The sequence below is a fragment of the Butyricimonas hominis genome, assembly GCF_014287455.1.
Classification (GTDB): Bacteria; Bacteroidota; Bacteroidia; order Bacteroidales; family Marinifilaceae; genus Butyricimonas; species Butyricimonas muris.
The window spans coordinates 280712-301650 of sequence record NZ_JACOOH010000008.1 but is presented as its reverse complement, the minus strand read 5'-3'; the positions used below and the strand labels follow the sequence as shown (position 1 = coordinate 301650).

Below are 20939 nucleotides of genomic sequence, written 5' to 3'. Positions count from 1 at the left end.
ATGTAGAACCGGAAAATAGTGTCACGTACACGAACTTTTTTAAAAGTAAAAAAGATGCCGAAGCTTTGTTAACTGAATTACAGGTTCATATGACAACTGTTTTTTTGTCCCAATGGACGGAGGCAGCAGGAGATATGGCAGAGGTAAACGAGCATTTTCTTCCGACAGACTTGACAAGTTGGGGGATGGTATTCGATTGGGCGCCATTTTTTAGATTGATTTATCAGGCCGATTTGATTTTGGATAACGCACATCGGTTTGAAAGTTTAACGAAAGAAGAGCTTGAACCGTATGTTTTACAAGCTTATTTTGCAAAGGGAGTTGCTTATTTTTACTTGGCGATGACATTTGGAGATGCTCCCATATCTAAAGGAACGCTTTTTATCGAGAAGTTGCCACAATCTCCGATGAGTGAGGTGTTGGATATGGCGGATTCTTGTTTGTCGAAGGCCTTAAAACTTCCTGTTTACGAGGAGATGGTGAGTGCCACGTCAGAAGCCCGGATGAAGCAATATGGTAGTAAAGGTGCTGCTGTTGCGTTATTGGCACATCTTCATGCGTGGAGAGCCGGGGTGGAAGGAAAAAAGGAGTGTTGGGCAAAAGCGGAGGAATATTGTTCCATGATAATTGAAGGGCGTGTAGGAAACTACAAGATGGTTGATACCCCGGAAGAGGTTTGCGTGAACGTGCTAAAGGGAGGAAGTGACGAGAGTATTTGGGAAATTTATAGTGATGCTTCGGAGAATAAAGAGTATGCTTATCGTAATGATTTTGTGAGATTTCCTGTCTTGCTAAATGGAGAGTTTTATCCGGGAGCAGGAATTCCGTACCCGTATTTAACCAAGGAAACGGTTCATAACATGTATTCCATGGGAGATTTGCGGAGAGAATCTTATTATTATGCTCTTGATGCCGATTTTATTTATTTGAATAAAGTTGGGGAAAACGTGGTAGTGGGGACAACGCCGGGGGATGTTGTTCTAAAATATGATGTGAGGGAGTTGGACGAAACTTATATGTATAAGTTCCGTTATCCTTATTATGAAAAAAATGAATATGATCCGAGGCCTAGTTTTCGGGGGATGAGTCAAAATAAGGTGCTTTATCGTTTGGCGGATATCTATTTATTACGTGCGGAATGTCGAGCCCGACAAAATAAACGTGACTTGGCGGTAAGTGATTTGAATTATGTGCGCGGTAGAGCTTACGGGAACATGGAAGACGGGAATATAAAAAATGGGGATGATGTATCAAGATATAGTTACCCCACTTCTGAAGACATAAAAAACGGTTTGGATGCGAATTTGTGTTTGGCGATATTCAAGGAACGTGAAAAAGAATTAAGTTATGAAGGGTATCGTTATTATGATATCATGCGTAATGGATATTGTTTTTTGCGTGGGGAAGACTCGCATGATTATATTCGTAAAGAAATTTCCAAGTATTACGAGCAACTCACGGACCAAGATATAAAAGACGGAGCTATGTATTGTATGCTTATGGACGTGTGTTTTGATAATAATGATTTAATACGACAGAATAGGTATTGGAATCGTAGAATACAATAAAATTAGAATTATGAGAAGAAATTATATTATAATCGTACTGATGTTAGTAATAATGTCTTGCACGAAAGATAATTTTATCGACACTGGTATATCTAAAGGACGATTTAACGGGAATGTACTGGAATACATGGAGGCACATCCTTATGATTGGGATTCTACACGCTTGTTGATAAAGCACGCGGGGGAAGATATGGTACGTTTGTTCGAGGGGAATGATCCGCAACACAAGGAGATAACTTTTTTTGGTTTGACGAATCATTCTATTCGTCGTTATCTATTGCATAACGGATTGTCGCGTGTTACGGATTTAGATCCGGAGTGGTGTCATTCTGTATTGATGCAGCATGTTGTAGATGGAAAATTATATCGGAAAGATATTCCCACGGGAGAAGAAGGTGATTTTGGTACGCTTGGGAGCGGAGGAATGATGGTAAAATCGCTCGCGGGAAAGGAGTGCTGGGTATATGTTAAAATAGAACCGGTGGATGGACGTTACGTGGAGTTTGCTCCTCGGCATATTTTTATAAATTTTATGTCAACGGAAAATATCGCTATTATGTCTGGTGATATTGAGCCGAATAATGCTTTGATACATGCGCTTGACTACAATTTTACGATAGGTGATTCGATGATTGGTGGTTCGAGTGATGATGAGAATGAAGATTGGTGGTAAAAAATGAAATTTATGAAACAGATATTATTATTAATAGGGGTGGCGATGTTTTTTTGTTTGGAAGCTTGTCACGAGAAAACTGTCGGATATTTGATAACCGAGAATGCTTCTTATGATCCGGATACTATGTATGTTCGTAAAACTCCGGACCCGCAGCTTGATTGGTTCCGGATAGAAAATAAAGCTCCATGGAAATCTTTGGCGTTGCAAGGATACGAGGGAACAGAGTTGATTTATTTTTACGTGGAGTCGGTTACTTATGAAGGTCCCTTATCCGAGGCTGCGGGAGAAGAAGCAGCCCAAAATTTCATGAAAAATTTGTCCGTTCGTAGCGGGGGTGCTTTGGAATACCCTTTCGAGAATGATGCAGTGCCGGGAACTTATAAAGTTTCAATTCGTTTGACTAATCCCGGATACAGCCATGTGTTACAGGATGCGATGAAAATTATAGTAACGGAATAATATTTAGCACCTACATACCTAAGATAGAAGTAATGATGAGATTTTTTTTATTGATAGCGTTTGTATTATTACAATTGACTGAGAGTTACGGGCAGATTCGTTTTGACAAAATGAATGGAGATGTTGATAAACAGTTAGAGGATTTGTTCAAGAGTAAATCTCCTTTATTATTGTATTTCCCGAGATACGGGGAAGAGAATAAAGTAAAAGGGACTGATGCATTCACGTGTTTTTCTAGTGAGGAAAACGGCACGTTCTTTAATAAACATTTTTGTTGTTATGCATTGGATTCGTTGGCAGAAATGAAATTGGATACCACTACGGTATGGGGACTAAAGAGAAATCCCTGTGTATTATTATTAGCTGCCGGGGGAGAAGGCTTTTTTTGCATTTCCGCTAATGAACATCCCGATGTTTTGTTACGTTTGGGACAAGTGATAATAGGAGAAAAAGAGGACGCTAATCAGGTATTTAATAATTGGAAGAAAAGCAGTAAAAAGCTCTCGGAAACCCAAATGTTGTTACGTGAAATGGGATTGTTATTACCGGGAATGAGCCGGGAAGATTCTTTGAGTTGGGATCAAAAATTGTCTAAAATATACAAGGGGTATTTGGGACATAAGTCTATCAAAGAATTGGCGAATGTTACAGACTTCGGGATATTGGTTCGTTTTCGAGGAGAATACTCTAAAGGGATTTCTGTTGCTGAAAAAGTTTTTGAAAATCGAGATCGATTTTATAATGCAGTAGGGAAAGTGGAAGTGGATCGATTCTTGATGGAAGAAAATAATCGTTTGATATTGACTTTAGCGCAAGCGGGAAATAAGAATTACATAAAGCCGTTGCAGCGAGTGACTGGTGATATGGCTGACGTGTATGAATCAGATGATAGTACGGTAGGTATTGATACTATTTTGCGTTATGGTGCCGCGGGGAAGTATATATTGAATGATAAAAAGTATGAGGCTTACGTTAATTTGAAAAACGAGTATTTCGATATGCTTGGGGAGCGTTGCCAGTGGCAGGATCGATACGATGCGGTTAGAGAGTTGATGATTGCTTCTGACGGGCAGATAACGGCAGACGTTGCAAAATCTTGTATCGGGTGGATAGATGAAATCGCAAGTCATACTGATATCCCGTTGAAAACGAGGATGAGATTAGTGTTATCGGCAGCAGAATGTTATTTGAGTTTGGGTGATACACAATTGGCATCTTTATTATTCGAGGAAGCTTTTAAGTTTGCAACAGTATTTATGAATAAGAATATTCAGGGAAGAGTAATGTATAGAATGCAAGAAGTGCTTCGGAGAAATAATAATTGAGAGAAAAATAACAATTGAGTCGATGTACCTGTCCCGGGAAATATTTTCCCGGGACAGGTCTTGTTTACCGGAGTAGTGGATGTTTTCTTGTTAGAAATGGGAAGAGAACGGGTAGAGAAATAGGTGAGAACGGGCTACAACTCCAGTACAACACTTGACGACCACCCGTTTAACACCGGAGATGTCGAATGTTGGTTGATTATGGTTGAGAACGTGAATGAATTGCCATGCTTTATTTTTCCCTGTTTTTAACCCATGCGTAACGGGAAATTTTCCTAAAGTTTATATAACAACTTTTGAAAAATCATGTGATTTGGTGTATTTCCTCGAATGATTTTGTATCTTTGTTCTGAATTTATCGTAGAAAAGTGGTATGAAAGCTTTCATGAAATATTGTGTGCTGCTTATTTTGGCGGTAGTCTATCTGGGACAACGGGTAGATGCCACTCGCTACATGGAAAAGGTAGTGAGCCAAGAGAGGCTTGTTTCCAATGAAAAGGAGGCTTTCGAACGCTTGGCAATGTTGACGGCGATGAACGGGAATGCGCTACCGGTGAACGTGGTGCATGAAGTGTCTAACATACAGCCTCCCTGCCGTCATTTACAAAGAAATAGTTTCTCGATTCAGTTCGAGGAGTATAAAAGGGTATTTACACCTTACTTCAGGTATGTCGAAAATGATTATCTCGACTTTTTCGCGTTAAGACAGGACGGGGGATACTACGTCTTTGCTTTGCGTGAAATCATTGTATGATTTAGGTTTATTTCGTGGGAAAACTTTGCTCGTTCGTGAACGGGTGAAGTGTGTTTTGGTGTGCTGAAATTTAAACATTATAAATTATACATAGAAATCATAATTATGGAAACAAAATTTGACTATATAGATGACGTAATCTTGAAAGTAGATGAAGGTAAAGTAGAGAAAAAGAAAAAATCACCCGTGAAACCCTTGGGCTTGTTGATCGTGGGAGCCGCTATTCTTTGGGTGGGGGCAAATCATATCAACACGGCACAAAGCGATACGCTTTCTTCTATCATTATTATGCTCGGGTTGGCTGTTGTGGGTTGGGGAATTATGGCATTTATCATTAAAAAAGAAAAGTACGTGTACAAACCGACGGGAAAAGCCATGAAAAAGCACAAAGTGTACGTGGCTGCCAATCAATCTTCACAGTTGTATGATATCATTGAACAGAATAAATTTGATAATCTTCAGTCATTGAGTCGTTCTGATCAATCCAATTTGAGTTTGGAAGTATTTTGTAGCGAAGATGAACAATACGCTTTATTGCAGGTGATGGAATTTGTTCCTTACAACGATGTGCCGAGAACTGAGGTAAAAGTTTACGAGGGAACTCCTGCCAAACAAATAGCTTACTTCTTAAAATAGAAAGGAAAACCCTTTCTATTTTGGTTTATAAAGTTTATAAGGTTCATAAAGTATTTAGAGTTAGTTACTTTATAAACTTTATGAACTTTTTAACTTTATGAACTCTTTAACTTTATGAACTCTTCTGTATTCCCAATTCGGCAGCGACCTTGAACATGTATTCTCGGGCTTCTGCGGGATCGTTACTTATGATGCCGTCGAGGATAGCTTCTTTGATGGCATTTTTAATATCTCCGATGGCTTTGCACGGGGGTAAATTGAAGATTTCCATGATTTCCTCGCCGCTTACCGGGGGTTGGAAGTTCCGGATGGCGTCTTTTTCCTCGACTTCTTTTAATTTTTGACGAACGATCCGGAAATTGTGCATGAAGCGACGCACTTTCTCTTCGTTCTTGGAAGTTATATCCGCTTCGGCAAGGGTCATTAAATCGTCGATGTCGTCCCCGGCGTCAAATAAAAGACGGCGGACAGCCGAGTCGGTTACGATTTCTTCCGAAAGGACAATTGGACGCATGTGCAGGAATACGAGTTTTTGCACGTATTTCATTTTTTCGTTCTGGGGCAGTTTGAGGCGGTTGAATAATTTGCCGACCATGCGTTCGCCGACGTGGTTATGCCCGTGAAATGTCCAGCCTTGTCCCTGCACGAATTTTTTGGTAACGGGTTTGCCTATGTCGTGAAGCAAGGCTGCCCAGCGAAGCCATAGATTGTCTGATACCCGGCTAACGGAATCCAGCACGGTCAACGTGTGATAGAAGTTGTCTTTATGCCCGATACCGTCCACGGACTCTACTCCCTTGAGTGCGGTGAGTTCCGGGAAGAATACCTCCAGTAGCCCGGATTGTTCCAGTAATTTCAGCCCCACGGAAGGACGGGGGGATAGCATGATTTTATTGAATTCATCAATGATACGTTCTTTCGACACGATTTTCAGACGCTCTTTGTTGGCGATAATGCCCTCGAAAGTGATCGCTTCAATCGTGAAATTCAATTGAGAGGCAAAACGAACGGCTCGCATCATGCGTAACGGATCATCCGAAAAGGTAATCACGGGGTCGAGTGGGGTTCGTAATATCCCGTCTTCCAAGTCTTGTATTCCTCCAAACGGATCGACCAGTTGCCCGTAGGTATCTTGATTTAAAGAGATCGCCAAAGCGTTTATCGTGAAGTCTCTGCGTTTTTGATCATCGTCAATGGTTCCTTCTTCCACGATCGGTTTACGGGAGTTCCTTTGATAGGATTCCTTACGTGCCCCGACAAATTCGATTTCCATTCCTTTGTATCGAAACATGGCTGTCCCGAAGTTTTTGAACACGGAAACAGTCAGATTGCCCAATTGTTTTGCCGCGGTTTCTGCCAATTCTATCCCGCTACCTAAAACTACAATGTCAATGTCTTTGGAAGGGCGTTTTAAAATCAAGTCGCGGACATATCCCCCGATCACGTATATCTCTAAACCTTTTTCTGCTGCTATTCCGGATAAGATTTTAAAAATGGGGTGAGTTAATTGCATATTTTGAGGCATAAACTTTAGTAAACTGATTCGCGTACAAAATTATCAAGTTATCCCTTACAGACCAAATAATTTGATTCTGATTTGCGGAGGGAGATTCTTTTTCGATATATTCGCGAACAGTTTTTTAAGGATATGATGAATAGAGAAAGAAGATTTGCAGCATTGTTTGATATGGATGGAGTGGTTCTCGACACGGAAGGACAATACGATCTTTTCTGGATAGAACAGGGAAAGCGTTTTCATCCCGGAATGCCTGATTTTTACAAGAAGATTAAAGGGATGACGACGGAGAAGATTCTGGAGGATTATTTCGGGGGTAATATGGATTTGCAGCAACAGATTTCCCAAGAGTTGGAAGAGTTCGAGGAAAAAATGAATTATCCTTACGTGCCGGGTGTCGAAAATTTTATTCGAGTATTGTTAGATCATGGCGTGAGGATTGCTTTGGTGACGAGTTCCAATAACGTGAAAATGTCGTATGCCTTGAAGGCTCACCCGGAATTTACCGAGTATTTCGAGCGAATAATTACTGCCGATAAGATCACGAAATCCAAGCCTGCTCCGGAATGTTATCTACTGGCGGCTAAAGAACTGCAGATGGAAACAGATGTTTGTTGCGTTTTCGAGGATTCTTTTGCCGGTATCGAGGCTGGACGTAATGCCCGCATGAAGGTAGTCGGGTTGGCTACAACAAACGCGAAAGAGAAGATCGAGGGAATGGTGGATCGGGTAATCGCGGATTTCACGGGATGCTCGTATGACGGGTTCGTGGATTTGATGGATGGGGGAACAATGATGTTTTAATCTTTTTTTGCAAGTCATTTAATTCTTTTTCCGAGAGATAGTGTATTAATAGTGAAGACATCGAGGATTGGTGTTATTGTTATTAATAATAAACTAAATCGAAAGCTTATGATTTTTTGTGTACTAAAAAAGCGGACAATGTTTTTTCTTACATTATTTTTATGTGTTTCATTTGTAAATGTGCAGGCTGGCACGGGGATTCCAAAAGAAAAGAATGATAAAAAAACGATGTTCAGGAGCAATGTGGCTATTTCTACTTTTCCTGTCTGGCTATCCAATCAATTACTTCACAGGCATATTCCTTTTAGCGTTAATCTTGCAGAATCCGATTACTTGTTTAATAATATTGCTTATGTGGATACGTTGTCACAAGAAATGGATTTAATCACTCGTTTTACCGTGACGAAAGGCGGTAAGATTAAAAATTGTGTGGTGGAAAATCTTCCGGATTCTGCATTTGCAGATGAGGTGGAACGTCTTATTTTGATTTCTCGGAAATGGAGAGCCCCTGAAGAGAATGGTCGAAAGACCTCGGCAGAACAACAATTCTCCATTCCACTCGAACTAAAAGGAAGTGTCGTGATTCTTGATAAAGGACCGGAATGGGGTGAAGCTGATCAAAAAATTTATGACAAAAGGTATAATCTTACTAGGTATATACATCAGGTGGCGATGCATGTAGGAGCAAAACGTGCGGATAGTGTAAGTATGATTGAATATCCGAATCAAATGTCGTTTTTGGTAGATGGAATTTTAAAACTCAGTTTTGTCATAGATAAAGAAGGATATTTTTCGCATCTGAGATATGGGCATGATTTACCGGTTGCGGCACAATTAGACTATGTCATAACCCGGCAAATGTATCCCGGTCGTTTTTTTAGTGACGAGGTGAAATGGAAACCAGCAATGCTTGACGGAAAACCCGTGCGGGTGCGAGTGGAAGCTTGCATTGATTATAAAAAGAAAGAATTTTCATGGGATTGTTATTTGATGGATTAAATTTGAGATATACCCAAAAGAAACGGCAGCTCTTCACAGGGGCTGCCGTTTTATTTTATAGAGCAAATATTCTTATTTGACGATTCCGGAGAAGCCCATGAATGCTAAGGCTAACAATCCCGCGGTTACTAGAGCGATTGGAGTTCCTTTCATGCCTTTGGGGATAGAGGAAAGTTCCAATTGTTCGCGGATGCCGGCAAAGATGGTTAAGGCGAGCCCGAAACCGATAGCGGTAGAGGCAGCGAAAACCACGGACTCGAGTAAGTTGTAGTTTTTTTGGATAACCATGATGGCAACTCCCAGTACGGCACAGTTTGTCGTGATCAAGGGAAGAAATACTCCTAACGCCTGATAAAGCGAGGGGCTTACTTTTTTCAGAATGATCTCCACCATTTGCACGAGTGCTGCAATAATCAGGATAAACACGATAGTTTGCATGAACTCTATGTGGAACGGATCAAGTACCGTTTTTTGCACGATGAAAGTAACCAACGTGGCTAAAATCATCACGAATGTCACGGCTCCGGTCATACCTAAAGCCGTGGGAACACTCTTGGAAACCCCAAGGAACGGACAGATACCCAAGAATTGCGCCAATACGATATTATTGACAAATACTGCGGCTATGAATATAAATATGTATTCCATTTTTCTGATTTTAAATTTTAGATTTTAGATTTTAGATTTTAGATTTTAGATTGGATTTTGATTTGCAATTTAAAATCTAAAATTTACAATTAGTTGGTTTTTCTTATTCTATTAATAAACGCGATCAAGTAACCTAGCGCGATGAAAGCTCCCGGGGCTAACACGAAGATGATCATTCCGTAGTTTTCACTGTACAGGGTGATGTTGAAAATTTTTCCGCTACCCAATACTTCACGGATGCATCCCAACAAGGTCAGTGCCATCGTGAATCCCAAACCGATACCCAATCCGTCGAGCATGGAAGGAATGGCTTTGTTCTTGGAAGCAAAAGATTCGGCACGTCCCAGCACGATACAGTTTACCACGATCAACGGGATGAATAACCCGAGTGATTCGTGCAAGCTAGGTAGATAGGCTGCCATACACATATCAACGACGGTAACGAATGCCGCGATGATAACGATAAATCCGGGAATACGGATTTTATCGGGAATCAAGTTTGCCACGAGCGAGATAGCAAGGTTGGATAACACGAGCACGAAGGCGGTAGCCAATCCCATTCCCAAGCCGTTGATTGCCGACGTGGTGACTCCCAGCGTGGGGCACATCCCGAGCAATAGTACAAAGGTGGGATTTTCTTTAAAGAACCCTTTGGTAAAGTTTTGCCAGTTGTTCATATCTTTATTTTTTCGATTGTTCTACTTTTGTTTGGTATCTTTTTCCAGCGCTTTGGCTGCCCGGTTTACTGCGTCCAAAAAGGCACGGGATGAAATAGTGGCAGCCGTGATAGCGTCCACGTCCCCTCCGTCTTTTGAAACCTGCAGTCCTTTCGTTCCCGGTGTTTTACCGGTAATGTCACCTTTGGCACCTTTCACGAACCATGTATCCATTTTGGAACCTAACCCCGGGGTTTCTTTGTGGCTCAACACGGAATAATTGTAAATTGTTCCGTCGGGAGTAAAACCTACCATTAATTCTATTTTTCCCCCGAATCCGTCGTTCGTGTAAGTTTTAATGGCTGTTCCTACTAATTCCCCGTTCTGTTTGGCAGGATAAAACTCAACTTCTTCTTCATTTTCCGAAGGTTTTACCGTGTATTTTTCTGTCATGGGGTCATTATCGAAAGTCGGGACCACGGCACGTATTGCTTGTGTCTGTTTTTCGATTTGTACCTTCTCGATTAATCCCGACGTGAATGAGTTGACAACTCCCACGGCGGCTGAGGATATGAGTGTTACCAAGAATAACACCAATACCATATTTTTAAAACTCGATTCTAATTTCTTTCCCATCATCTTGTGATTTTAAATTTTAGATTTTAAATTTTAAATTTCAAGTGTAAGTAATTTACAATCTACAATTTAAAATTTAAAATCGAACGGGTTTACAATATCTGTTGATCAACGGGGTGAAGCCGTTCATGATCAATATGGCAAATGACATTCCTTCCGGATAAGCACCGAAGGTACGGATTATCACGGTCAGTAGTCCGATACCGATACCGAAAATGATCATACCTTTATGCGTCATGGGGGATGTTACGTAATCCGTCGCCATAAAGATCGCTCCCAACATCATACCTCCCGTGAAAAGATGGAACAGGGGATCAGCAAAATGTGCGGGATTTGCCAAGTGCAATATTCCGGCAAACAGGATTACTGTGGCGAAAATTGTCACGGGGATATGCCATGTAATAATTTTACGAATCAACATATAGGCGAAACCGAGCAGAAGACCGATAGCGGCAACTTCTCCCAAGCTACCTCCTATGTTACCGATAATCATGTTGCTTGTCGAAATTCCGCTGGACGCAAGTGCATCAGCCACGGATTGCCCGTTCTTTACTGCTTCTTTCACGATAGCTAAAGGTGTAGCCCCTGTTACGGCATCTACTGTCGAAAATCCGTGAGGTACAGGCCAAGAAGTCATTTGTACCGGGAACGAAATCAATAAGAATACGCGTCCCACGAGTGCCGGGTTGAAAATATTGTTTCCCAATCCCCCGAAACTCATTTTGCCGATACCGATTGCCACGATAGCACCGATTATCACAATCCATAAAGGAAGGGACGAGGGAAGGTTGAACGCTAATAATACACCCGTGATGATAGCCGAGCCGTCCCATATCGTGGGGCGTTGTTTCATCAGGTATTTCTGGATAATAAATTCAAAGATCAGACAGGCTGCCACGGAAGTAAGGGTTACCAGAATGGCTCCTATCCCGAAAAACACGATAGAAAAGATAAATGCGGGGATTAAGGCAATCAGTACCCCGTACATGTTTTTTTCTATCGAATCCCCGCCATGAATGTGAGGGGAGGGTGATATGGTGAAATTACTCATACAAATAATTTTAAATTTTAGATTTTAAATTTTAAATTGAAGACAAGTAAATTTACAATCTACAATTTAAAATTTACAATTAAATTAGTTTTTACGTGAACGTATCATTTGTCCTGTTCTGGCTTTACCCAAGCGAATCACGTCGAGTAACGGACGGTTTGCCGGGCAGGTATAGCTACAAGAACCACATTCGATGCAATCCATTATTTTTTCGGCTTCCAATGCATCCAGCTTGTTGTGTTCGCTAAGTTGCATCAGGTAATACGGTTCCAATCCCATCGGGCATACGGTAACGCATTTCGAACAACGGATACAGTTGCGATACTCTTTCCGGACGGATTCTTCCTGCCGCATGAGTAATACTCCACTTGTTCCTTTCGTGATAGCAATGTTGGTTGTCGTCAAGGCTTTTCCCATCATCGGGCCGCCACCGATCACTTTTCCCGTGTCCTCGGGAAGTCCTCCGGCTGCCTCGATGAGTTGAGAGAGCGGTGTCCCGATACGGCATAGATAGTTACCCGGTTCTTTCAGCGATTTCCCGGTAACGGTAACCACCCGTTCGAATAACGGTTTGTGTTTCATGACAGCCTCGTAAACGGCATATACTGTCCCGACGTTTTGAACGACGGCTCCCACGGCGATAGGTAGTCCGCCGGACGGAACGAATTTACCCGTGGTGGCTTGTATCAATTGTTTCTCTCCTCCTTGCGGGTATTGTATTTTTAACGGGCATATCTCGATGCCGTCGCTCAATCTGGCGTGTTTGCCAAGTTCTTCGATAGCGTCTTTTTTGTTGTTCTCGATGCCCACGATAGCACGTTTCACGTTAAGAGCTTTCATTAGCAGTTCAATCCCGGCGATAAGCTCTTTCCCGTGTTCCAGCATCAGACGGTGGTCTGCCGTTAAATACGGTTCACATTCGACACCATTGATGATTAATACTTCAGCCGTGTTTCCGGGAGGCGGGGATAATTTCACTTGCGTGGGAAACGTTGCTCCCCCCATACCCACGATACCGGCGGCACTGATAGCCGCGATGATTTCTTCTTTCGTGAAAGTATTGGGATGCTTCGCGAGCGGTTCCTTCAATATATTCTCGTCCCATTCGTCACCCTCGACTTTTATCGTGATGGCTGGTCTGGGATAACCGCTGGCATCCACCACGGGATCGATACTCGTGACTGTCCCCGATACGGAACTGTGGATGTTGGCGGAAATGAATCCGGCGGCTTGACCGATAAGTTGTCCTACTTTAACTGTATCACCTTTTTTCACCGTGGGAACGGCAGGTGCCCCGATATGTTGAGATAGTGGTATGATCACTTGTTCGGGAAGGGGTAACGTGATGATTTCCCCTTGTGCTGATAATTTATTTTCAGGTGGGTGTACACCCCCAATTTTAAATGTCTTAAGCACGGTGTATTAATTTTAGATTTACGATTTTAAATTTTAGTTTGAATCGGCAATCATTGAATCGATTCGTTGTTTTTCACTTCCGTGGTCGCTGGTTCGGTAATCTTTCTCGGAGGGAAGTTTACCTCGTGGATCGCGTGTGTCGGACATGCGCTCACGCACTTCCGGCAAAGTTTACACTTGCGGAAGTCGATGTAAGCCAAGTTGTTTTCCAAGGTAATTGCCTCGAAAGGACATTCTTTGACGCATTTCCCACAACCGATGCAGGCAACCGTACAAGCTTTGCGGGCGATGTTTCCCTTGTCTTTGTTCACGCAACACACGAAAACCCGGCGATCTTTGGGCCCCTTGTTCCGCAATTCGATAATGTTTCTCGGGCAGGCTTTAACGCAAGCACCGCAGGCAACACAATTTTCTTCGGAAACAACGGGCAGACCGTTGACGTCCATGTGAATGGCATCGAAAGCGCAGACGTTGACGCAGTCGCCACAACCAAGACAACCGTATGTACAATCGGTTTCTCCCCGGTAGAGAGAATGTTCGATAGCACACGATTTGTACCCGTCGTACGTGCTCGTGCGTGGACGATTGTCACACGTGCCGTTGCATTTCACGACAGCAATCTGTGGTGTCTGAGCTGTTACTTCCATGCCTAAAGCGGAAGCGACTTTCGCCATCGTATCCGCTCCTCCCACCGGACAAAACAGTCCATCCAATGAAGTGGCTTTCACCGTGGCTTCCGCGAAACCCCTACACCCGGGTTTGCCGCATCCCCCGCAATTCGCGCCGGGAAGGATACTTTCCACGATATCGATTCTAGGATCTTCTTCGACCTTAAACTTTTGTGCCACGAAATACAGGATTACGGCAGCCGCAATACCAATGGCACACAAAGAAATAATAGTGTAGATAATGGTAGTAGTCATCATAAAGGTGTTTATTTTGTCTCCTCTAGTTTGTTATAGCGCCCGTAAAGTTATTATTTTTTTTCTAGGTTATGCTATTTTAACCTTGAATTTTATTTTTCGGGTGAAGCTATTCCTACATAAATATAGGATAACAAAGTAAACAGCAACGGCTAGAAGTACAATTGCGGCAGCTATAACTTCGCTTGTCCCCGCCGTGATCAAGAGGGCAAGAAGTACTATTATTAACGCGGACGGAATGATATAAGCAAATGCGACCGAGAGCATGGCATTGCGGGTACTGGCGGTAACAATAACTTTGTCGCCGACAGCCACGGGAACATTCGGTTTTTCCGCCGTGATATTCTTTTGTGCTACTTCCGACAGGCCACACGCTCCCTTAGAATGACAAGAAGCACACGCCGATTGATTTTGTATCTGCACGATAATGGCGTTATTTTCTACTTTTATAACAATTCCGTCGTGTTCTATTGTGTCCTTTGCTGCCATGATGAGTTTTTAAGGTTTATAAAGTTCATAAAGTTACCCCTTCGGGGTTTAAAGTTTACACGATACACGTATTATAAAGTATTCACGAGTTTTTCACCTTATAAACTTTACAAACCTTATGAACTTTATGAACTCATTTATTTCTTCCGCATAAATATTTGAATCGGCACCCCGGTGAAATTCCAGTGTTCACGGATTTTGTTTTCCAAGAAACGTTTGTACGGTTCTTTCACGTATTGCGGTAAGTTGCAATAAAACGCGAAAGTCGGCGTTTTCGTGGGTAATTGAGTCACGTATTTTATGCGGATGTATTTTCCTTTTAAACTTGGTGGGGGGTAGTTCTCGATTTCCTCCAACATGATGCGGTTCAATTCCGAGGTTTTCAGTTTTTGAGCCCGGTTGCGATAGGTTTCAATGGCGGCTTCCAGTGCTTTTAGTAAACGTTGTTTCGTGAGCGCGGAAGTGAAAATGATTTCTACATCATTGAATGGCGCCATTTTAGCACGCAGGTCTTTCTCGAAGTTAATCGTTGTTTTATTATCTTTTTCGATTAAGTCCCACTTGTTTACCAGTACCACGACACCTTTTTGGTTGCGCTCTATCAAGTGGAATATATTCAAATCCTGGGCTTCCATACCCCGGGTGGCATCAATCAGTAGCATACAGACGTCACTGTCCTCTATGGCACGCACGGAACGCATCACGGAATAGAACTCCACGTCCTCGTTTACTTTGGCTTTTTTACGTAGTCCGGCAGTGTCCACCAGCAAGAAATCATGCCCGAAGCGGTTGTACCGGGTGGTCAGCGTGTCACGAGTAGTCCCCGCGATGTCCGTAACAATATTCCGTTCCTTGTCTATCAGGGCGTTAATGGTGGAAGATTTTCCCACGTTAGGGCGTCCCACGATAGCGATTTTGGGAAGTTCATTCTCGTCTTCCAACGGGTCGCTCGTGAAATGAGATACCAGTTTATCAAGTAATTCACCGGTTCCGGAACCGTTTATAGATGAGATCGGGAATATTTCTTCCCCGACACCCAGTTTATAGAATTCGTGAACATCATAAAGACGTTCGCCATTATCCACCTTGTTGGCGATGAGGTAAACAGGTTTCGTGACTTTTCGCAACATACGGGCGAAACTGTAATCCAAATCAGTTATTCCTAATTCCACGTCACACACGAACAGAATCACGTCTGCTTCGTCCATCGCCAGCAGTACCTGTTTGTTGATCTCTTCCTCGAAAATATCTGAGCTGTTAGAAACGTACCCACCCGTGTCAATGACGGAAAAATCTTTACCGTTCCACACTGATTTTCCGTAATTCCGGTCACGGGTCACACCGCTTTCCTCGTTCACGATGGCTACTCGTCCACCGACCAAGCGATTGAAAAGTGTTGATTTTCCCACGTTGGGGCGTCCTACTATGGCAACAATATTACTCATTTTATAAATTGAAAATTGAAAATTGAAAATTGAAAATGATGATTTGCAATCTCAATTTTAGTTATTAATGTTATAGTTGTTTGTAACCGAAGCGTTTCAAATCGTTTTCTTTGTTCCGCCAGTCTTTCAGTACTTTGACGTAAAGGTTAAGGAACACTTTCTTGGCGAAGAAAGCTTCGATGTCTACTCGGGCTTCCGTGCCTACTTTTTTCAAGGCGGCACCTTGGTGTCCGATGATAATGCCTTTCTGTGAATCACGTTCGACGTTAATTACCGCCATGATATTGATTCTTTTGGCTTCTTCTTTGAATTCTTCTACGACCACCTCGACGGAGTAGGGGATTTCCTTGTCGTAGTACAACAGGATTTTTTCCCGTATGATTTCTGTCACGAAGAAACGAGCAGGCATATCGGTTATTTCTTCTTTATCGAAATAAGGTTCTCCGACGGGAAGCAATTCCAGAATCCGCTTGTACAGGTTGTCGACGTTGAAGTTCTCGGTTGCCGAGATGGGGAATATCTCCGCTTGCGGGATGATTTCCTTCCATTTCGCGAACAGGGCATCCAGCTTATCCGGCGTGGTCAGATCAATTTTGTTCAATACCAACAAGATGGGTACTTCGCTTTGCTTCACTTTATCGATGAAGTCGGCGTTCTTCTCGAAATTTTCCACCACGTCGGTCACGTAGAGAATAATATCCGCGTCAATAATGGCGGTTTTCGAGAAGTCCAGCATGTATTCCTGCATCTTGTAGCTTGGTTTCACGACTCCCGGGGTGTCGGAAAACACGATTTGAAAATCCTCCCCGTTCACGATACCTTTAATGCGGTGGCGCGTCGTTTGGGATTTAGATGTGATAATCGATAATTTTTCTCCGACTAATCGATTCATCAAGGTGGATTTCCCCACGTTGGGGTTTCCTAAAATATTGACAAAACCTGCTTTATGCTCCATGTACTCAAAAATTTATTGGGCACAAAAGTACAATTAAAAATTGGAATTGAGAAATTTGTACTTCTAAGTTGGATGGTCTGAAGTAAAATGTAAGGTCGGATTAACCTTAAACCTCGGGTATTTCTACCGTAATACTATATCTACTTGCTTACGGGCTTGCGATAAACCACTTCTTCCACCGTTAGGTAAGGGCGAAAGAAGTGAGGTGTATCGACCCGGTAAGCGTGTAGAAGTAGGATTACCCTAGGATTACTCGAGTAATACCGTGTGTTTATTTATAGGTATATTCTATCTTTTCCGTGTTGGTGGGATTTTGAGGATCGGTTTTAGCGATCCATGCCCCGGTGTTGTCGTACTCGTATTTGTATCGCGGATCGACTTGATTACCGAATTCATCGTAATGGATGGTAATGTTACCCGTGATTTTTTCGTTTTGCAAATTTTCCTTCTCGTATGATATAACGGTCAAGTAACCATATGGGTTGTAACCGTAATGTGATGTTTGTTTCGTGATCGGGTTGTGGATGTCCGGTTTGAGGTTTATTTTGATTTCTTGTGTTAAACGTCCCTTGTTGTCATATGTCAAGTCGGTCTGGGCGTATATTTGCCCGTTGTCGTATTCTTGTATTTGAACGAGTTGTCCTTGATTGTTATAGGTTTCCGTGTGACTCTTGTCGTTATTCCATTTGATGTTTTTCATGCTGATATGCCCTTGTATGTTGTATTGACAACTTACTTGACACAGAATATTTCCGGATAGGGAATCCACGGATTCTTCCTCGAAGCATTTGCCGAGGTTGTTGTATTTAAAGGTGGTCGTGATGTTTGATAAACAAGAATCTTTTGCACGTGTTTTTTTCACGGATTGCAGCAGGTAGCCGTGGTCATTGTAATTATAATAAATATTCGTGGTGGTGTCCCCCGAAACAAGGATTTCTCGGATGATCTTGTCGCCCGTGTAGTATTTGGTGTACGACGGAGCGGTCCAAATCATGGAATCCACGAATTGTTCTCTTAATTGGATGGCTTTATCTCTGAACTGTTTATACTTGTGTTCTTGTAAATATTGTTTTACAAGCGGGAGTTGTGCGGATGAATCAACTTGGGCGATGAGGATTACCAGATCAACGCTGTCATTCGTGTATTCGACTTCCGGGAGAAAGTTTCTTGAATAGCCGGAAAGATACGGGCAGTTGATGTACGCGTTGATGGCAGTTTTCATCTCTTCCGGTTTTTTGGCGTTTTTGACCATGTCGTATAAATGGATGTCATACATCTTTTCCACGTCGGTTTTATAAGGACGGGGTTCTTTCGCTCCCGCGTAGAATGTTTTCAGTATAGGGTTGTTGAAATATAACAATATGGTTGAGTCGGTCGTGCAAGTGCAAACATTGTCGTACAATAGTTTATTATAGATGGTAGCGACGGCGGGATAGTTATACAAGGTGTCGAAATCGGTGAAATAGGTTTCACATTTACCCAAGGTCGGTTGTGCTTTCAAATCGGCGAACTGTACTTTTTCTTTTAGCGCGATGATCGAGTCGAATATTTTCGGGGTTATCATGTACTTGTATTTTGTCAATAATCCGAGTACGGCGCGTGAATCTTGTAATTGTGTGTCGGAGTAGGTCAATAGAGCGTAGATCGTGGAATCGGCTTTCCAGACGAAAGTTTCGAAATTTAAGCCGGCATCCAGGCAGATGGAACGAACACGAGCCCCGTCATCTTGCCGGTTTTCTTCCATACTGGTTTTCAGATAAGGTTCTACAGCCCCGGGATTCGGGTCGAAAAGAAGTGTTTCCAGAGCATCGGCAAGAGCGATTTCATGTTTATACGTTTCGGCACTTTTGGGGTCGATCCTCTCTTTTACCCTCGCGTATTTGTCCCGTTCGGCTCTCGCGATATGCTCGTAAAGTTTTTCAATCCTGTTTTGCTTTTGCGCGAAGAGATTCGTGTTGAATATCCCCGTGAAAAGGGTACAGATGATAATCGTTGGTAGTAATTTTTTCATATCGTTCTCAAATTTAGCGTAGTATCTACGTAAAATTAGGGATAAAGTTTGATATGAACAATATTTTTATTGGTGTTTTTTATGAATAAAGTTTACTTATATTGTTGATTTCGATGGGTATAGGCTTCTATAGGTAGAACTGGGTACTTGGTATCTTTTTGGTATTGGAAAGCGTAATAAGAGGAGAAGATTAAGGGGGAATCGTGTGATGTCGATATATTTTATCATGAGGAATGGATGGATTTTGAGGTGTATATGTTATCTTTGTTAGGCATTATAAATAAATGTTATGGTTATAGATATAATAGGTAATAGCGAGAGAATAGAGAGTCTGAATCCTTATTTCAAGGCTGTGTTCGATTATATAAAGACGCACGATCTGGCAGGTATGCCCGTGGGCAGAGTAGATATTGCCGGCGAGGATGCTTTTATTAAAATCGAGGATGCACGGGGACGAAGCGTGGAAGAGGCCGTTTATGAGCGACATGATAAATATATAGATATTCAGATGCCGCTGCTCGTGTCGGAGTCTTACGGGTGGAAAGCCAAAAGTCGGTTGGGGGAGGCTTCTGCTTCTTATAACGAGGAAGGGGATTATACTTTTTATAAAGATAAGGTGGAAGGTGTGTTCACGCTTTCTCCCGGTGAGTTCGTGATTTTTTTTCCGGAGGATGCTCATGCGCCTTGTATCGGTGAAGGGGTAATCCGGAAGATGGTGGCGAAAGTTAAACAATTGTAGATTTAGTGATTGACGATTGTTGTGTGTGATTTTTTTTGGTAAATTACAAGTTCAGTTGTATGAAGAAATGGCATAAGATAGTTTTAGCGGTGCTGGTTGTTTTGACAATCGTTTATTTCTGTCTGCCTTATTACGCCCGGCAGGCTTTGATATACTGGTATCCTTCGATTGATGATTTGTCGATGTTCGAGAAACACACGGTGCAGAAGGCCGATTCGTCATGGACGTGGGCGCATGCGAAAGATTATAACACACACGAGATGAGTCCGGAGGATGATGCTTACCTGAATGATTTCCGTACGGTATCTTTTCTGGTGATTCAGAATGACAGTATCGTTTACGAGGAATATCGTTCCGGTTGGAATGACACGAAGACATCGAACATTTTTTCATCGACGAAGAGTATCGTGGGGTTATTGATCGGGGCGGCTTATGACGAGGGGAAGATCGAGAGTCTGGATGATCCCGTGTGGAAATATATTCCGGAATTCAAGGTCGGGGAAAAGAAAAATATCACGATTCGCCATTTGTTGACGATGAGTGGCGGGTTGAACTGGGACGAGGCTTACGCTTCTTTGTTTTCCGTGACGACGCACGGGTATTACGGGAATGATTTATACGAGTTGGTGACTGGGTTGGACGTGATTGAAGAACCGGGAAAGCAATTCTCTTACCGGAGCGGCGATACGCAGATATTGGCGTTTATCGTGGAAAAGGCAACCGGGAAAACAATTAGCGATTACGCGGAGGAGAAGTTGTGGCGACCGATGCAGGCGGCACAGGATGCCTATTGGTTGTTGGATAAAAAGGACGGGGATGAGAAGTCATTCTGTTGTTTCCATACCACGGCGAGGGAAGTGGCACGTTTTGCCCGTCTGATGCTTCATCACGGGAACTGGAACGGGAAGCAATTGATCTCGGAAGAATATATCAATGAAGCCATGAGCCCGGCAAGTTACTTGAAAGACGAGTGGGGTAAGGATTCGTTGGATTATTACGGTTTCCAGATATGGATTATGAATTATCACGGTCAGCGGAACCCTTATTTCCGGGGAATGCTGGGGCAGTATATTATCGCTATACCGGAACGGAATGCCATTATTGTCCGTTTGGGACACAAGAAAGATGAAAAACGTATCCGGGAAACTACCCGTGACGTGTATCGCTACATGGATATCGGGATGAAGATATTGGATGGTAGAAAATAGGGGGAGTTGTAGATTTTAAAAGAAA

At 42.5% G+C, this 20939-nt stretch carries 21 protein-coding genes; 10 read left to right on the top strand and 11 right to left on the bottom strand.

Annotated elements, in window-relative coordinates; all coding sequences use genetic code 11:
- The first annotated feature begins 89 nt into the window (after positions 1–89).
- The 6 genes from H8S64_RS17980 (at position 90) to H8S64_RS17955 (ending at position 5418) form a co-directional block, all read left to right on the top strand.
- Complete coding sequence (locus tag H8S64_RS17980; RefSeq protein WP_436231469.1) at positions 90–1568, top strand: RagB/SusD family nutrient uptake outer membrane protein; 1479 nt, start codon at positions 90–92, stop codon at positions 1566–1568.
- Between the two features lie 10 nt (positions 1569–1578).
- Positions 1579–2241 (top strand): fasciclin domain-containing protein, encoded by a 663-nt coding sequence (locus tag H8S64_RS17975; protein WP_186977922.1) that lies wholly within the window; start codon positions 1579–1581, stop codon positions 2239–2241.
- A gap of 12 nt (positions 2242–2253) precedes the next feature.
- Positions 2254–2703 (top strand): hypothetical protein, encoded by a 450-nt coding sequence (locus H8S64_RS17970; protein WP_255469593.1) that lies wholly within the window; start codon positions 2254–2256, stop codon positions 2701–2703.
- A 32-nt stretch (positions 2704–2735) separates the two neighbouring features.
- Complete coding sequence (locus H8S64_RS17965; protein ID WP_186977918.1) at positions 2736–4028, top strand: hypothetical protein; 1293 nt, start codon at positions 2736–2738, stop codon at positions 4026–4028.
- Between the two features lie 385 nt (positions 4029–4413).
- Complete coding sequence (locus H8S64_RS17960) at positions 4414–4782, top strand: hypothetical protein (protein ID WP_141560859.1); 369 nt, start codon at positions 4414–4416, stop codon at positions 4780–4782.
- A 105-nt stretch (positions 4783–4887) separates the two neighbouring features.
- Positions 4888–5418: a hypothetical protein gene (locus tag H8S64_RS17955; RefSeq protein WP_099290095.1), complete on the top strand. Its 531-nt coding sequence runs from the start codon at positions 4888–4890 to the stop codon at positions 5416–5418.
- Between the two features lie 112 nt (positions 5419–5530).
- On the opposite strand, the gene H8S64_RS17950 is transcribed toward H8S64_RS17955, so the two are convergent.
- Positions 5531–6931, bottom strand: a complete 1401-nt coding sequence (locus H8S64_RS17950; protein WP_186977916.1) for a CCA tRNA nucleotidyltransferase — start codon at positions 6929–6931, stop codon at positions 5531–5533.
- Between the two features lie 135 nt (positions 6932–7066).
- Here H8S64_RS17950 and H8S64_RS17945 point away from each other — a divergent pair, with 135 nt between their 5' ends.
- Together H8S64_RS17945 and H8S64_RS17940 are read left to right on the top strand one after the other, a co-directional pair.
- Entirely contained in the window at positions 7067–7738 is a 672-nt protein-coding gene (locus tag H8S64_RS17945) for an HAD family hydrolase (RefSeq protein ID WP_255469592.1), read from the top strand.
- Positions 7739–7846: 108 nt separating this feature from the next.
- Positions 7847–8737, top strand: a complete 891-nt coding sequence (locus tag H8S64_RS17940; protein WP_186977914.1) for an energy transducer TonB — start codon at positions 7847–7849, stop codon at positions 8735–8737.
- 72 nt (positions 8738–8809) lie between these two features.
- Here H8S64_RS17940 and rsxA read toward each other — a convergent pair whose 3' ends face one another.
- The 10 genes from rsxA to H8S64_RS17890 form a co-directional block, all read right to left on the bottom strand.
- A complete protein-coding gene (gene rsxA, locus H8S64_RS17935) occupies positions 8810–9385 on the bottom strand; it encodes an electron transport complex subunit RsxA (RefSeq protein ID WP_186977912.1) in 576 nt (191 codons plus the stop codon).
- An 89-nt stretch (positions 9386–9474) separates the two neighbouring features.
- Positions 9475–10062, bottom strand: coding sequence for an RnfABCDGE type electron transport complex subunit E (locus H8S64_RS17930; RefSeq protein WP_099290100.1), 588 nt, complete (start codon positions 10060–10062; stop codon positions 9475–9477).
- Positions 10063–10083: 21 nt separating this feature from the next.
- Entirely contained in the window at positions 10084–10677 is a 594-nt protein-coding gene (locus tag H8S64_RS17925) for an RnfABCDGE type electron transport complex subunit G (protein ID WP_176554870.1), read from the bottom strand.
- 76 nt (positions 10678–10753) lie between these two features.
- Positions 10754–11728, bottom strand: a complete 975-nt coding sequence (locus H8S64_RS17920) for an RnfABCDGE type electron transport complex subunit D (RefSeq protein WP_186977910.1) — start codon at positions 11726–11728, stop codon at positions 10754–10756.
- An 84-nt stretch (positions 11729–11812) separates the two neighbouring features.
- Positions 11813–13144, bottom strand: coding sequence for an electron transport complex subunit RsxC (gene rsxC, locus H8S64_RS17915; protein WP_186977908.1), 1332 nt, complete (start codon positions 13142–13144; stop codon positions 11813–11815).
- Positions 13145–13194: 50 nt separating this feature from the next.
- A complete protein-coding gene (locus tag H8S64_RS17910; protein ID WP_186977906.1) occupies positions 13195–14070 on the bottom strand; it encodes a Fe-S cluster domain-containing protein in 876 nt (291 codons plus the stop codon).
- Between the two features lie 66 nt (positions 14071–14136).
- Positions 14137–14556 carry a SoxR reducing system RseC family protein gene (locus tag H8S64_RS17905; protein ID WP_186977904.1) on the bottom strand — a complete coding sequence of 140 codons (420 nt, stop codon included), beginning with the start codon at positions 14554–14556 and terminating at the stop codon, positions 14137–14139.
- 137 nt (positions 14557–14693) lie between these two features.
- On the bottom strand, positions 14694–16001 hold the full coding sequence (der, locus tag H8S64_RS17900; protein ID WP_099290105.1) for a ribosome biogenesis GTPase Der: 1308 nt from the start codon (positions 15999–16001) through the stop codon (positions 14694–14696).
- 70 nt (positions 16002–16071) lie between these two features.
- The gene (gene era / locus H8S64_RS17895) at positions 16072–16956 is read right to left on the bottom strand and encodes a GTPase Era (protein ID WP_186977902.1); all 885 of its coding nucleotides are present in this window, start codon (positions 16954–16956) and stop codon (positions 16072–16074) included.
- Positions 16957–17227: 271 nt separating this feature from the next.
- Positions 17228–18967, bottom strand: coding sequence for a hypothetical protein (locus H8S64_RS17890; RefSeq protein ID WP_186977900.1), 1740 nt, complete (start codon positions 18965–18967; stop codon positions 17228–17230).
- A gap of 289 nt (positions 18968–19256) precedes the next feature.
- Here H8S64_RS17890 and H8S64_RS17885 point away from each other — a divergent pair, with 289 nt between their 5' ends.
- A complete protein-coding gene (locus H8S64_RS17885; RefSeq protein ID WP_186977898.1) occupies positions 19257–19706 on the top strand; it encodes a NanQ anomerase/TabA/YiaL family protein in 450 nt (149 codons plus the stop codon).
- Positions 19707–19765: 59 nt separating this feature from the next.
- Positions 19766–20914, top strand: a complete 1149-nt coding sequence (locus H8S64_RS17880) for a serine hydrolase domain-containing protein (RefSeq protein WP_186977896.1) — start codon at positions 19766–19768, stop codon at positions 20912–20914.
- The last annotated feature ends 25 nt before the right edge of the window (positions 20915–20939 follow it).

What these genes read in the sequence shown, in the direction of transcription:
- H8S64_RS17980 (WP_436231469.1), top strand. Translation starts at nt 90, where the DNA reads ATGACAACTGTTTTTTTGTCCCAATGGACGGAGGCAGCAGGAGATATG.
- H8S64_RS17975 (WP_186977922.1), top strand. Translation starts at nt 1,579, where the DNA reads ATGAGAAGAAATTATATTATAATCGTACTGATGTTAGTAATAATGTCT.
- H8S64_RS17970 (WP_255469593.1), top strand. Translation starts at nt 2,254, where the DNA reads ATGAAACAGATATTATTATTAATAGGGGTGGCGATGTTTTTTTGTTTG.
- H8S64_RS17965 (WP_186977918.1), top strand. Translation starts at nt 2,736, where the DNA reads ATGATGAGATTTTTTTTATTGATAGCGTTTGTATTATTACAATTGACT.
- H8S64_RS17960 (WP_141560859.1), top strand. Translation starts at nt 4,414, where the DNA reads ATGAAATATTGTGTGCTGCTTATTTTGGCGGTAGTCTATCTGGGACAA.
- H8S64_RS17955 (WP_099290095.1), top strand. Translation starts at nt 4,888, where the DNA reads ATGGAAACAAAATTTGACTATATAGATGACGTAATCTTGAAAGTAGAT.
- H8S64_RS17950 (WP_186977916.1), bottom strand. Translation starts at nt 6,931, where the DNA reads ATGCAATTAACTCACCCCATTTTTAAAATCTTATCCGGAATAGCAGCA.
- H8S64_RS17945 (WP_255469592.1), top strand. Translation starts at nt 7,067, where the DNA reads ATGATGAATAGAGAAAGAAGATTTGCAGCATTGTTTGATATGGATGGA.
- H8S64_RS17940 (WP_186977914.1), top strand. Translation starts at nt 7,847, where the DNA reads ATGATTTTTTGTGTACTAAAAAAGCGGACAATGTTTTTTCTTACATTA.
- rsxA (WP_186977912.1), bottom strand. Translation starts at nt 9,385, where the DNA reads ATGGAATACATATTTATATTCATAGCCGCAGTATTTGTCAATAATATC.
- H8S64_RS17930 (WP_099290100.1), bottom strand. Translation starts at nt 10,062, where the DNA reads ATGAACAACTGGCAAAACTTTACCAAAGGGTTCTTTAAAGAAAATCCC.
- H8S64_RS17925 (WP_176554870.1), bottom strand. Translation starts at nt 10,677, where the DNA reads ATGGGAAAGAAATTAGAATCGAGTTTTAAAAATATGGTATTGGTGTTA.
- H8S64_RS17920 (WP_186977910.1), bottom strand. Translation starts at nt 11,728, where the DNA reads ATGAGTAATTTCACCATATCACCCTCCCCTCACATTCATGGCGGGGAT.
- H8S64_RS17910 (WP_186977906.1), bottom strand. Translation starts at nt 14,070, where the DNA reads ATGATGACTACTACCATTATCTACACTATTATTTCTTTGTGTGCCATT.
- H8S64_RS17905 (WP_186977904.1), bottom strand. Translation starts at nt 14,556, where the DNA reads ATGGCAGCAAAGGACACAATAGAACACGACGGAATTGTTATAAAAGTA.
- der (WP_099290105.1), bottom strand. Translation starts at nt 16,001, where the DNA reads ATGAGTAATATTGTTGCCATAGTAGGACGCCCCAACGTGGGAAAATCA.
- era (WP_186977902.1), bottom strand. Translation starts at nt 16,956, where the DNA reads ATGGAGCATAAAGCAGGTTTTGTCAATATTTTAGGAAACCCCAACGTG.
- H8S64_RS17890 (WP_186977900.1), bottom strand. Translation starts at nt 18,967, where the DNA reads ATGAAAAAATTACTACCAACGATTATCATCTGTACCCTTTTCACGGGG.
- H8S64_RS17885 (WP_186977898.1), top strand. Translation starts at nt 19,257, where the DNA reads ATGGTTATAGATATAATAGGTAATAGCGAGAGAATAGAGAGTCTGAAT.
- H8S64_RS17880 (WP_186977896.1), top strand. Translation starts at nt 19,766, where the DNA reads ATGAAGAAATGGCATAAGATAGTTTTAGCGGTGCTGGTTGTTTTGACA.